The following is a 13,209-nucleotide window of genomic DNA, read 5'->3' as shown; positions in this document are numbered from 1 at the left end:
GATGCTGTAAAGGCCAATGTCTGTGCCAATTTCGGAAAGATATTTTTTCAAGGGAAATATTCTGAGGAGATTTCTATTTTTGGGCATGATGAAATGGGAAAGACTTCTGGCAAAAGGAAGGTTTGGGGAAAGCGCCCGAACAAGTGGCTCAGAACAAGGAAGAAGCGAATTTGAAATTGATTATGACCGGATCATTTTTTCTGCTCCCTTTCGGAATCTGCAGGACAAAACTCAGGTTTTTCCTCTACCTGACCAAGCCTTCGTCCATACTCGTTTGACACATAGTCTGGAGGTTTCCAGTGTAGGCAGATCTCTTGGAAAAGGGGCCGGAGAGTTTCTTTTGGCCAAATTTCCCCATTTGGAATCATTTGAAATCAGCGCTTCGGCGATTGGTTCAATCGTTGCCGCAGCGGCACTAACCCACGACATCGGCAATCCTCCCTTTGGCCATGCCGGGGAAGAGGCTATATCGGATTTTTTCCGACTTCACCCAGACGGGAAGTTATGGGAAAGGCATGTTCGTGTAGATCAGTGGGCGGATTTGATCAATTTTGAAGGAAATGCCCAAGGATTCAGAATGTTGGTTTCCAAGCAATTTGGCCTGAAACTTACCTATGCCACATTGGCAGCATTTACCAAATATCCTCGTCCTAGCCTGATCGCACAGCGGGATATTGCCAGAAAGAGTCAGAAGAAATTCGGCTTCTTTATCAACCAACTGGTTGATTTTGAGCAGATGACGGACACTTTGGGAATTGAGAAAATAAGTGGGGACACCTGGGTAAGACATCCTTTGGCCTTTTTGGTGGAGGCAGCAGATGACATCTGCTACAGCATCATTGATTTGGAAGATGGCTGCACCATGGGCTTGGTTAGTTTTGAAGAAACCTTGGAGCTGCTTAAGCCAATATTGGGTGAGAGGTTTGATCCTGAAAAACTAAAAGACAGGACAAAAACTCAAAATTTGGGAGCACTCCGAGCCCTTGCCATCGGGCAGTTGATCCGGGAGACTGTGGAGGTGTTTGGACAGTATGAGGAAAATATGCGCAAAGGGACATTTGATAAGGCATTGACAGATATCATCCCATCCGCCAAGGCTCTTGCGGAAATCTCCAAAGTGTCTATCCAAAAAATATACAGATCCAAGTTGGTTTTGGAAAAAGAGGCCGCTGGATTTCAAGTGCTGGAAGGATTGCTGTCCGTTTTTTCCAGAGCCCTTTATCATCACTTTTACAATCAAGATGCTTTCTCTGGTCAGGACAAAAGTATCCTAAGGCTCTTGCCGGAAGATTTTCCAATGAAAGGCTGGGGAGCAGAAGTGAATCCCTATCCCTTACTGAGAGCATTGGTGGATTTTATTGCCGGAATGACGGATAAGTATGCGCTTAATCTCTACCGAAAAGTCAAGGGAATTGCACTCCCCGGCGCATAAAAAAAAGCGGGCTTTGACCCGCTTTGCTTATTCTTCAAAATCCAATTTGGAACTCCAGTCCACCACTTCATCTTCCAGATAATGAGGATAGATTTTTCGGTGCTGTTTCTTGACTTCCGCGACTAAGGCCTCCCGGAATCCTTCTACATTTTCGCCCGAGTTGGCAGCCATGAATACAGGTTTGATCCCATTTTTCTTTTCATAGGCTTCCGAAAGTGCCTTGAAGTCGAGGTATCGTGTCTCCTGCAATTCGTGTTCGCTGATTTGCATCGCTTCTTCCTCCGATGGCATTTGCTCTACTAGATCGATTTTGTTGAAAACCAAAAGGACGGGCTTATCTCCGGCTTTTATTTCTCTTAAAGTCTGCGTCACTACCCCAATATGCTCCTCGAAAGCATGGTGGGAGATATCCACCACGTGCACCAAGAGATCTGCTTCTCTAATTTCATCCAAAGTGGATTTGAAGGATTCGATCAGGTGTGTAGGAAGCTTGCGAATAAATCCAACCGTATCGGATAGCAAAAATGGAATATGCTCCAACACGACCTTTCTCACGGTGGAGTCAACGGTCGCAAAAAGTTTATTCTCAGCAAGGATATCGGTTTTGGTGATCAGATTCATTAGGGTGGATTTGCCTACGTTGGTGTATCCCACCAAAGCCACACGCACAATGCCTTTTCTACCCTTTCTTTGAGTTACTCCTTGCTTTTCGATTTCCCGAAGTTTTTCCTTCAAGAGCGTAATCTTATTTCGGATATCCCGCTTATCGGTTTCAATTTCCTTTTCACCTGCACCACCCCGGGTTCCTGTTCCCCCTCTCTGACGTTCCAAGTGAGTCCACATTCGGGTAAGTCTTGGAAGTAGGTATTGGAATCGGGCTAGCTCAACCTGGGTTTTGGCTTGGGCAGTTTGAGCTCTTTGAAGAAAAATATCCAGAATGAGCAGGGAGCGGTCGTAAATTTTGACTTTCAGCTCGTTTTCCAGATTTCTCATTTGGGAAGGGCTGAGGTCATCGTCAAAAATGACCATGTCTACCCCAAAATGCTCCACATAGGCTTGAACTTCTTCCAGCTTTCCTTTTCCGACAAAGGTCCGGATGTCAGGCTTTTCCATCTTTTGGGTAAAACGATAAACCGTCTTGACACCCAAGGTCTCAGCGAGGAAGGCTAATTCTTCCAAGTGCTCCTCAATTTCCTGCTCACTTTGCTGTTGCCGGATCAAAGTGACCAAGACAGCCGTATCCTGTTTGGGGGCGGTATCGTGTAGTTTTTGAAGTTTTCTGGAAATTTTACTCATAATGAATCTATCTTTTCAAAAGATAATTTGGTGGGATTTGGTTCAATTTCCTCGGTTGGACTTTTGAAATTGTTTGGACCCATTGCAAATTTGGGCATTATTCCTCAGAATAGTTAGGATACTCCCTTGGGGAGTGGTTATTTTACTCTCGAAAATCAAAGATTATCAAGCCAAATGGCAGAAATTAAGACAACTCCTATCGAAGGATTACTGGAAATATTTCCTAGAATTTTCCCGGATAACCGGGGCTATTTCTTTGAATCATTCCGGGAGGATTGGTTCAAAAACCGGGGGGATGAAGAAAAATGGGTTCAGGATAATCAGTCTTTTTCCCAAAAGGGGACCGTGAGAGGTCTTCATTTCCAGCGGGAGCCCTATGCACAGGCCAAGCTGGTTCGGGTGATCTCCGGAAAAGTTCTGGATGTAGCAGTAGATCTGAGAAAAGGCTCTCCGACATTTGGAAAGCATTATTCCACCATTTTGGATGTCGAGCGGTTCAACCTCTTTTATGTTCCCAGGGGCTTTGCGCATGGATTTTCTGTGTTGGAAGATGCCATATTCGCATACAAATGCTCCAATTTTTATCACAAAGAGTCCGAAGGAGGAATCCTATGGAACGACCCCGCTTTGGGCATTGATTGGGGAGTTTCGGCTCCGATCATCTCCGAGAAAGACAAACTTTGGCCAACACTTTCCGAATTTCAAGAGTTAACAGGAGGTCTTTGATGGGCTGGTTGGATTTTCTTAAGATGAAGCCTGAGGTCGTGGAAGACCTTGATTTAAGTTGGTTGGGAACCGACATGCACTCCCATTTAATCCCGGGAATAGATGACGGCTCCAAAACGATGGAGGAATCACTCTCCTTGCTTCAGCGAATGGAGAGCTTTGGCCTTAAGAAAGTCATTACCACTCCGCACATCATGTCGGAGTACTACAGAAATACCCCAGAGATTATCCAACTCGGATTGGAGGACCTGCAAAAAGCCGCCCGTGAAGCTGGAATAAAGCTTGAAATTCAAGCTGCCGCGGAATATTACATGGATGAGATTTTCCTGGAAAAAGTTAAAAATGAAGAAAAGCTCCTGACTTTCGGAGACAACTACATCTTGGTGGAAACCGGTTTTATCAACAAACCTCAAATGCTGTTGGAGATTATTTTCCATCTGGAAATGGCCGGCTACAAGCCTGTATATGCCCACCCGGAGCGATATCAATATCTTCTGACCGATAAAAAGCTTTTGGAAGACCTGCTGGAGAGAAAGTTGATTTTCCAGATGAACTTGCTTTCCCTGACAGGGTTTTACTCTAAACCCGTCAAAGATTTTGCGGAGATGCTCCTCGAGCGGGAAGCAGTTTCTTTTTTGGGAACCGATTGCCATAATCCACGCTATTTGGATATGTTGGAATCCTTGCCCAGAAACCAAAAAATCTATTCAAAAATTAGACAAATGGAGTGGATTAATTCCACCCTTTGAGATCAAGCATGGAGATTCTCATCACAGGAATTACTGGACTTTTTGGCAGCCAACTGGCCAAGGAATTTAGCCAAGTCGGAAGCATCCATGGACTAAAAAGAAAGGATTCCAAACTTGATCTTTTGGACCCAAGCCTGGAGATCATCTGGCATGAAGGAAGCATTGGCGATTTGGATTCGATTTTGGAAGCTCTCCAAGGAATTGATTTGGTGATTCATGCGGCTGGATTGGTTTCATTTTCCTCCAGAGATCAAGTAGCCTTAGATCAGGTGAACACTCAAGGCACGAAAAACTTGGTGAATGCAATGCTAGCTTCCGGGGTCACCAAACTGGTTCATGTCAGCTCAGTTGCAGCCATTGGAAGGATGCCGGGAATTCAAAGCCTGGATGAGAACTTTATCTGGACGGATTCTCCCCTCAATACCGATTATGCGATTTCCAAATATAGAGCAGAACTTGAGGTGTGGAGAGGGCAACAGGAAGGCTTGGAGGTTTTGGTGGTGAACCCTTCCATCATTCTTGGAAAAGTATCCTGGAAAAGAAGCAGCACAGAGATCTTGGACTATGTGATGAATGAGAACAGGTTTTATCCTTTGGGAAATCTTAATTACATCGATGTTCGGGATGCGGCTAAAATCACGAGGCTTTTGGTGGAAAAAGAGACTTGGGGAGAGCGGTATATTTTAAATAAGGAAAGCATTCCTTATCGTGATTTTTTTGAAACTGCCGGTAAGGTATTTTCAAAAAAAGCCCCTTCGATTCCCGTTTCTTCAAGTTTGGTAAAAATAGTAGCTCCCTTAATGGGGATACTGAGAATGCTGGGCCTGGGTAAAAGTACCCTGAATAGGCAGACTGCCATGATTTCCCAGCAGAAGACAGAATTCAATAATCAAAAGGTCAATGCCGCTTTGAATTACACTTATTTGACTCTTGAGGAAAGTCTGGAATGGGCAAAATCCTAGTTCATAAACTTATTTTTCAATCTTTGCGTTAGCACAACACGCCCAAAATCTCCCTGAATTTAACTCAGCAATCAATCCCGAGAGGATTAAGAAAAATTAATTTGTATCCGTTTTGAGATTCCTGTTTTATCGGTATCTTAAATAAACCTTAACTCATTCGAATGACCGGAGATCACGATCACGACTGGGAAGAAGACAAAAAGCTCGTCGAGCGGTTTGAAAACTCCCTCAAATCCAACTTGGACCTCTATTTCGAAGAAGAAGAACTGGAAGACATCATCCGGTTTTACTTTGATCAGCAAAAATTCCTCAAAGCCCTCAGAGCCTCAGAATTTGCCTTGGAAAAATTCCCTTTTTCTGTGGAAATCCGCTTGCTTAAAGCCCAATGCCTCATTTTTAATGATGAGCTAGACGAAGGCTTGAGTATTCTGGAAAATCTAAACAACCTCTCCCCCAATAACGAGGAGATTCTATTGGCTTTGGCCAATGCCCATATTTTGGCTGGAAACCCGCAAGATGGAATAGACCTTTTGGAAAGTTTTATTCCCTTGGCAGAGGACAAGGCAGAGGTATTCTATTCTTTGGGAAACCTATACCGGGCAAAGGGAGATAATTCCAAGGCCAGTGAGTACTACAAAGAAGCGGTCAAAAACAGGATCAATCATGAAGATGCGCTCTTTCAGCTAGCCATGATTACAGAGGAAGAAGGCTCTTTTGATGAAATTTTGGAATTCTACCAGGAATTTATCGATCAAGACCCCTATTCGGCAGGAGCCTGGTATAACCTAGGAGTGGTTTACAACCGACTCGGTAGATTTGAGGACGCGATCCAAGCCTATGAATACGCCTTGTTGATTGATGATTCCTTTGCCTCGGCGTATTTCAACATGGGAAATTCCCTGATGAATACCCAGCAATATCAGGCTGCTGTGGAAGCTTACCAAAATACAATCAATTGCGAAGGAGCCAATGCAGAAAACTGCTGCTACATGGGCGCCGCCCATGAAAAGCTCGGTAATATCGAGGAGGCATTCAAGTACTTTAAGAAATCCGCAAAACTGGATGAAGAGTACGACGATGCCTGGTTTGGCCTGGGTATGTGCATGCTGAAAAAAGAGAAGTTTTTTGAGGCCATCCATTATTTCCGAAAAGCCCTTAACCTCAACAAAGACAATCCCAATTATTGGGTTGGACTGGCGGATGCTGAATTTAACTTGGGGAACATGCAGGCTAGCTCGGAGGCTTACGAAGAGGCCATCAATCTGGAGCCTGGAATCATGGAAACTTACGTGAATCTTTCCGTGATTTATTTCGAGCAAAACCGTTTTGAGGAAGCCATTGACGTCGTTCGGGAAGGTATCGAAGAATCTCCCGAAGAACCTGAATTGTACTATCGCATGGTAGTGTATTTGATCAAAATGGGCAAATACAAAGAAGCCTTCACTTATTTAGAAAATGCCTTAACTTTGGACTTCGAAAGGCATACGATCTTGTATGAACTCATGCCGGAGCTCAAGCAGCAAAAGGCAATCTACAAGATCATAGACCAATATCGGGATAATCAACTGCCCTCTTAAACATTAAAACCTAGCAGATGGAATCAAGCATGATTAATACGTCACAAGCGGTGATGATTATTCAACATGCGAGGTTTCATGTGGCAATTAAAAAACAAATCAAAAACACATGAATTATGTGCTGAAGAATCTTCCTGTGCGGACTGAAAAGCCTCGTAACACGGGATTTACTATGGCGATGGACAAAGGTCTAAGCCTCAGGGAAACTGAAGATTTTGTAGATAGCTGTTCGGATTACGTGGACATTGTGAAGTTGGGTTGGGCGACTTCTTATGTTACTAAACACCTGAAAGAAAAAATTGCCGTTTACAAGGAAGCCGGCATTCCAGTTTATTTTGGAGGAACTCTTTTTGAAGCCTTTATTGTACGTGGTCAATTTGAAGACTACCGAAAAGTGCTTGACAAATTTGAACTTCAATATGCTGAGGTTTCTGACGGTTCCATCTCTCTTAACCATGACAAAAAGTGTGAATTCATCAGCACACTTGCCCAACAGGTAACTGTACTTTCCGAAGTGGGATCCAAAGACGCAGCGAAAATTATCCCTCCTTACAAGTGGATCGAACAAATGCAGACCGAACTCAGTGCAGGTGCATGGAAGGTAATCGGAGAAGCCAGAGAAGGAGGAAACGTGGGTCTTTTCAGAGATTCGGGAGAAGTACGCCAAGGTCTGGTGGAAGAAATTCTGACTCAAGTTCCTGAAGAAAGAATCATTTGGGAAGCACCACAGAAATCCCAGCAAGTTTGGTTTATCAAGTTACTCGGAGCAAATGTAAATCTGGGAAATATCAGCCCTTCTGAAGTTATCCCCTTGGAGACCATTCGTTTGGGACTGAGAGGAGATACTTTTGATCACTTCTTAGGAGAAATTAAGCTCTAAAATCACATCTTTCTAGGCTGATCGATCCATCGGTCAGCCTTTCTTTTTGACCATGAAATCGTGCAGGTAAAAAATTTCGATTCATTGATCGAAATATTTCCCTTTAAGATTTCATCGGAGCTTTTAAAACCAATTTAAAACAGATGAGATCCATCAAAAAATACGGTCTGACTTATCTAAAGGGAATGGCCATGGGAGCTGCTGATATTGTTCCCGGAGTTTCCGGAGGCTCCATCGCTTTGATTGCGGGCATTTACCAAACGCTCCTGGATAGCATCAATTCATTTAACCTGGAAAACCTTTCCTTACTCAAAAAGCTGGAGGTAAAGAAATTTTACAAGGCCGTCAACGGAAGCTTTCTCTTAAGCCTTCTGCTTGGAATTTTGACCAGTGTTTTTGCCCTGTCCAAGGTGATTACTTACCTGATGAGTGAGCATCCGATTCCTTTGTGGTCCTTTTTCTGCGGGCTGATTTTGGTCAGCGCATTCATGATTTTGAGAGATATCAAAAGGTGGCATTTGGGAGTCGTATTGGCTGTTTTGCTGGGAACTGTTTTGGCCTTTTGGGTGACAAATCTTCCCCCTACTGCTTCTCCGGATGCCAAGTGGTTTGTCTTCGTTGCGGGAGCCATCGCGATTTGTGCGATGATCTTGCCGGGAATCAGCGGAAGTTTTATTCTCTTGATTCTGGGGAAATATGAAACTATCCTTCAGGCTGTTTCAGAAAAAGATATATTCACTTTAGCCCTTTTTGCCTCCGGATGTGTGGTGGGAATTCTCTCTTTTAGCCGTTTGGTAGCCTTTTTACTCCGAAAATTCCATTCGACTACGATCGGTCTTCTTTCGGGATTTATGCTGGGATCAGTGAATGAACTTTGGCCGTGGAAAATTGTGACCGCATGGAGAACCTCTTCCAGTGGAGAGCAAAAACCTTTTCTCACTGAAAATCTTTGGCCGACTGAATATGCCGAGCAAGTAGGAAACGATCCATTGATTCTAAATGCTCTTTTGGCATTTCTTTTTGGGATCGGTCTGGTCTTAGGAATTGAAAGGCTGGCGACAAAACTTCAGAAATCATGAGAAAATTCGGGTTGATCGGCTATCCTTTGGGACATTCCTTTTCCAAAAAATATTTCACCGAGAAGTTTGAAAAAGAGAAGATCTCAGGATGCCAATTTGACCTTTATGAAATCCCGGAAGCGAAGCAGTTTGTGGAAATTGTGAAGGATCACCCGGAATTGGAAGGGATGGCGGTGACTATCCCCCACAAAGAAAGCGTGATTCCATTTCTGGATGAGTTGGATCCGGCGGCAAAGGCCATGGGAGCAGTAAACTGTATCCAAATCAAAGCGGGCAAAACGAAGGGTTACAATACGGACTATCTGGGTTTTAAGCATTCTCTTCAGGCTTGGCTTGGAAAAGATATTCCCCCAGCCTTGATTTTGGGAACCGGCGGAGCTTCCAAAGCCGTCCGACAAGCTTTGATGGATTTGTCCGTTCCATTTTTGTCCGTTTCCAGAAATGCCGGCAAAGACCAGATTACGTATGAGGATTTGAAAAATAATCCTGTTTACTTACGCGATTACCCTTTGCTGATCAATTCTACTCCATTGGGAACCTATCCAAAAATTGAGGGGATTCCGGATATTCCTTTGGAGCAACTGACTTCCTCTCATCGGGTTTATGATCTGGTGTATAATCCCGCCTTCACACAATTGATGCAGGCTTGTCTGGATCATGGAGGAAAAGCCAAAAATGGGCAGGACATGCTGGAGCTTCAGGCAGAAGAAAACTGGAGAATCTGGAATTCTTAACTTTGCCTCCAAACCTATTCCCTATGAAACAAGCTATTTTGATCGTGCAATGCCCTGACCAAAAAGGGATTGTAGCCGAGGTTTCCAGATTTCTATATGCTCATCAAGGGAATATATTGGAAGTGGACCAGCATGTGGATGAGGAAATGGGCAGGTTTTTTATGCGGGCTGCTTGGGAGCTGGATTCTTTTGCTCTGGGAAAAGATGAAATCGCTTCCAAATTTCAGGAAGAAGTGGCCTACAAGTTCGGGATGGAGTTTTCTCTGCAGTTCAATTTTCCCAAGCCCAAAATGGCCATTTTTGTCAGTAAGCTTTCTCATTGCCTTTTTGATATTTTGGGAAGGCACCACGGAGGTCAGCTAGAGGTGGACATTCCACTGGTCATCTCCAATCATCAGGATTTGAGAGGGATTGTGGAGGCATTTGGGATTCCTTTTCATCACATTCCTGTTACGGCTTCTACCAAGGAGGTCGCAGAGGCCGAACAATTGAGACTATTGGAGGAATATGAGGTAAACTTCGTGGTCTTGGCCAGATACATGCAGATTCTATCCGGAAATTTTATCAACAAATTCCCCAACCGGATCATCAACATTCATCATTCCTTTTTGCCGGCCTTTGTAGGGGCTAGACCTTATCATGCTGCCTACGAGCGGGGCGTGAAAATCATCGGTGCTACTGCTCATTATGTGACCGAGGAACTAGATGCGGGCCCGATCATTGAGCAGGAAGTAGCTCGGGTAAGGCACCACAATTCTGTGGCAGAGTTGGTTCAAATAGGGCAGGATGTGGAAAAAGTGACGCTTTCGAAGGCCATCAAATACCATGTCGATCGCAAGGTTTTGGCCTTTCGAAACAAGACGGTGATTTTCTATTAATCCACGATTCTTCTGGAAATTTCGGAAGGCAGACAAGTCAGCATTTCGTAATTGACTTGCCGGGTGGTCTCAGCAAAGGAGGCCACTGTGATTTCTTTGTCTCCCTGAGTTCCAATCAAAACCACCTCCTGTCCGGTTTGCACTTTATCCAGGTGGCTGACATCCACCGCAACGGCATTCATATTGACCGTGCCCACGACAGGGCAAATAACGCCTGAAATCAATACTTCCCCCTGGTTGCTGAGTATTCTCCGGTATCCATGAGAGTATCCCACCGGAACAATGGCTAATAGCATTTTTTCTAAAGTCTGATAGCTCTGCCCATAGCCAACATATTCACCCGTTTCTACGGGCTTCAAACTCATAATCTGGCTTTTCCAGCTGATGACTCTGCGAAAAGGGTTGTATTGGGATTCATGAAGACTAGGCTTGAGCAAGTGAAAAGTCTCTTGGGTAGGCCAAAAGCCATACCCTGCGATACCTATTCTAACCAAATCCAGGTGGAATTCAGGGAAAAGAAGGGTGGCTGCTGAGCAGGCAGTATGATATCGTTCAAAAGTGATTTCATGCTGGGCAAAGGCTTTTTTAAAAGTTTCATAGCGCTCAAACTGAAGTCGTACTCTCGGATGGTTGATGGCGCTTTCTGCTCCTGCAAAGTGGGTGCAAAGGCCTTTAAGCTGAAGATGTTTTTTCTCCCGGATTAAAATCTCCACCAAGCGGTCCAGACCTTCTAACTCAAATCCGGTTCGGTGAAATCCAGTCTCAACTTCAATATGGATTTGAGCCTGTTTTTGGAGGGATTTTGCGGTTTCGATAGCAGCTTCCAGACGTTCAAAATCAAACACATAAAAGCTGATTTCTTGGGTGATTAGCTGCGGTAACTCCTCCAAAAAGAGCATACCCATGATCATGATTTCACTGGTAAATTGGCTGTGGCGGTTGACCAAAAATGCTTCATCCGAACTGAATGTGCTGAAATGCCGAATCCCTGCTTCCTCTGCTACTTGGACCATCTGTGGAATACCGTGTCCATAGGCATTTCCTTTGACGACGGCAGAAATCACCGGAGAAGGCCCGATTCGGGATCGGATGAAGGCAATATTCTGTCGGTAGGCACTGGCACTGATTTCCAAGTAGGAGGTAGGTCTCATAGGTTTTGAATATCTTCAATCCAAAAAGTAAGGCCTGCGGAAGTCAATTCCCAATTCTTGGCTAATTTTAAGAAAATACCTAGCGATGACTCCTACTTCAGAACCCAAAATCCGATGCCCTTGGTGCCTGGGCTTTCCTCAATATGTAGAATATCACGATCAGGAATGGGGCGTACCGGTCTATGATGATCGGGTGCATTTTGAATTTCTTGTTTTGGAAAGTGCACAAGCCGGCCTGAGCTGGGCTACTGTTTTGAAAAAGAGAGACGGATATCGAAAAGCCTTTGCAGACTTTGACTACCGAATCGTGGCGGAATTTCCAGATTCCTATGTGGAGGAGCTTCTTCAGGATTCCAGCATCATCCGAAACGGTGCAAAAATCCGCTCAGCGATCAACAATGCCCGCCGGTTTATGGAGGTTCAGGAGGAATTTGGATCTTTTTCCGATTACATCTGGAGGTTCGTTGGAGGAAAACCTATTCAAAACGCTTTAAGAGCAGGAGAAGCCTATCCTGCCACTTCTCCGGAATCCGATGCGCTGGCCAAGGATCTAAAAAAGCGAGGATTTAAATTTTTGGGAAGCACCGTGATGTACGCCCATATGCAAGCCACCGGGCTGGTCAATGACCATTTGGTGGAATGTTTCCGCCACCAAGAAGTGAAAATTTAAATAGAAACCCCTTTCTATCGAGTAAACTCTATTCGTTATAAAATCCACGTAAAAAGTCCAGTTTTGGCAAACTTCGGTCTTCCAACTTTTCAACGAAAGAGATTATAGCTTGAGGCTCTATTGCTGATAAACCTATTATTTCACGGTCAGATTGATTTCATCAAAATAGACTTTTCCCAATGTATGATCGGGAACATGTAGGCCAACCACGATTCTTTCGGCATCTTTCGGAAAGTTTTCCAGGGTTGCTTTTACCAAGACCCAATTAAAATCCCCTTGCAAATCCAAAGCAGTGGTTGCTGCACTGATTTGATTGATTTGAGGAAATGTACTAACTCCGATATATACCCTTCCTCCAAGAGTAAGATCTTGAACTTTTTCCCCTTTGATGAAGGCGACTAACTCCAAAGTACTTCCCGGTCTGGGCATTGGGCCCGTGTATGTTTGTGACCAAGATGAAGCCGAAGCCATTTCCCTGGTTTTGTTTTCAATGAACAGGGAGCGGTTGCCGCTGATAAATACCTCCCGGCTCACCCCAAGCTGAATTCCGTCTGGGTTGGACGGTTTCCAGGGATTGACCGAATCAGAGTATCTGGACAAATTCGGATTTAGCATCAATTGAGCTCCTTTAGGAAGAAAATCCTCCTCTTCCTTTTGGCAGGAAAACAGGAACATCAGCAAGAGGAAATAAAAGGATCTAAACTTTTTCATTTTCCTTAAAGAATGATGTAAAAATAAATTCTATCTAAGATACTAGTTTTTGTGAAAGAATAACGTAACAAGGCTTGCTTTATTGATAGCCAAGGTTGACCCAGAATTTGGCTGGATGTTTATCAAGGATAAAAATCGAATATGATTATGCGCATTGATAACCACTTGGCAAATTTAATTAGTAGATGTAAAGGTCAATGTTTGGTAGCCTAAGATCCAAAGGATCGCAACAATTCATAACCCCCGGTGCAGCCGGGGGCAAAGTCAAAATAGTAGAAAATGAGCCCCGAAGGGGTGACACATTGAGGTTTCACCCCTTCAGGGCTCAAGGAAGAGAAATTTAAATGACTACCCTGCACTTCGT

At 44.1% G+C, this 13,209-nt stretch carries 13 protein-coding genes; 10 read left to right on the top strand and 3 right to left on the bottom strand.

The annotated features are described in order from the left end of the window. The first annotated feature begins 85 nt into the window (after positions 1-85). Positions 86-1,432 carry a dGTP triphosphohydrolase gene (dgt, locus tag G458_RS0104010; protein WP_026950769.1) on the top strand — a complete coding sequence of 449 codons (1,347 nt, stop codon included), beginning with the start codon at positions 86-88 and terminating at the stop codon, positions 1,430-1,432. 27 nt (positions 1,433-1,459) lie between these two features. On the opposite strand, the gene hflX is transcribed toward dgt, so the two are convergent. After that, entirely contained in the window at positions 1,460-2,728 is a 1,269-nt protein-coding gene (gene hflX / locus G458_RS0104005) for a GTPase HflX (protein WP_026950768.1), read from the bottom strand. 174 nt (positions 2,729-2,902) lie between these two features. Between hflX and rfbC the strand changes: the two genes are divergently transcribed. The 8 genes from rfbC to purU all read left to right on the top strand — a co-directional run bounded on the left by rfbC (position 2,903) and on the right by purU (position 10,313). Beyond that, entirely contained in the window at positions 2,903-3,454 is a 552-nt protein-coding gene (gene rfbC / locus G458_RS0103995; protein WP_026950767.1) for a dTDP-4-dehydrorhamnose 3,5-epimerase, read from the top strand. After that, positions 3,454-4,203 carry a tyrosine-protein phosphatase gene (locus G458_RS0103990; RefSeq protein WP_026950766.1) on the top strand — a complete coding sequence of 250 codons (750 nt, stop codon included), beginning with the start codon at positions 3,454-3,456 and terminating at the stop codon, positions 4,201-4,203. The genes rfbC and G458_RS0103990 overlap by 1 nt, the downstream gene beginning before the upstream one ends. A gap of 8 nt (positions 4,204-4,211) precedes the next feature. After that, positions 4,212-5,165: an NAD-dependent epimerase/dehydratase family protein gene (locus G458_RS0103985; protein WP_026950765.1), complete on the top strand. Its 954-nt coding sequence runs from the start codon at positions 4,212-4,214 to the stop codon at positions 5,163-5,165. Positions 5,166-5,326: 161 nt separating this feature from the next. Further along, positions 5,327-6,742: a tetratricopeptide repeat protein gene (locus G458_RS0103980; RefSeq protein WP_026950764.1), complete on the top strand. Its 1,416-nt coding sequence runs from the start codon at positions 5,327-5,329 to the stop codon at positions 6,740-6,742. Between the two features lie 109 nt (positions 6,743-6,851). Next, positions 6,852-7,622, top strand: a complete 771-nt coding sequence (locus G458_RS0103970) for a phosphosulfolactate synthase (protein ID WP_026950763.1) — start codon at positions 6,852-6,854, stop codon at positions 7,620-7,622. A 143-nt stretch (positions 7,623-7,765) separates the two neighbouring features. Next, entirely contained in the window at positions 7,766-8,701 is a 936-nt protein-coding gene (locus tag G458_RS0103965) for a DUF368 domain-containing protein (protein ID WP_026950762.1), read from the top strand. Beyond that, positions 8,698-9,435 carry a shikimate dehydrogenase family protein gene (locus G458_RS0103960; RefSeq protein WP_026950761.1) on the top strand — a complete coding sequence of 246 codons (738 nt, stop codon included), beginning with the start codon at positions 8,698-8,700 and terminating at the stop codon, positions 9,433-9,435. Before G458_RS0103965 ends, G458_RS0103960 begins: the two co-directional genes overlap by 4 nt. 23 nt (positions 9,436-9,458) lie before the next feature. Then, a complete protein-coding gene (purU, locus tag G458_RS0103955; RefSeq protein WP_026950760.1) occupies positions 9,459-10,313 on the top strand; it encodes a formyltetrahydrofolate deformylase in 855 nt (284 codons plus the stop codon). Here purU and alr read toward each other — a convergent pair. Then, positions 10,310-11,464, bottom strand: a complete 1,155-nt coding sequence (gene alr, locus G458_RS0103950) for an alanine racemase (RefSeq protein WP_026950759.1) — start codon at positions 11,462-11,464, stop codon at positions 10,310-10,312. The genes purU and alr overlap by 4 nt on opposite strands. An 85-nt stretch (positions 11,465-11,549) precedes the next feature. Between alr and G458_RS0103945 the strand changes: the two genes are divergently transcribed. After that, positions 11,550-12,134, top strand: coding sequence for a DNA-3-methyladenine glycosylase I (locus G458_RS0103945; protein WP_026950758.1), 585 nt, complete (start codon positions 11,550-11,552; stop codon positions 12,132-12,134). 135 nt (positions 12,135-12,269) lie between these two features. Here G458_RS0103945 and G458_RS0103940 read toward each other — a convergent pair whose 3' ends face one another. Beyond that, a complete protein-coding gene (locus G458_RS0103940) occupies positions 12,270-12,845 on the bottom strand; it encodes a hypothetical protein (RefSeq protein WP_157359693.1) in 576 nt (191 codons plus the stop codon). Between the last annotated feature and the right edge of the window lie 364 nt (positions 12,846-13,209).

This window comes from Algoriphagus mannitolivorans DSM 15301 (assembly GCF_000429425.1).
GTDB lineage: Bacteria > Bacteroidota > Bacteroidia > Cytophagales > Cyclobacteriaceae > Algoriphagus > Algoriphagus mannitolivorans.
The sequence above is the reverse complement of the archived record's forward strand: the minus strand, read 5'-3'. Positions and strand labels throughout refer to the sequence as shown.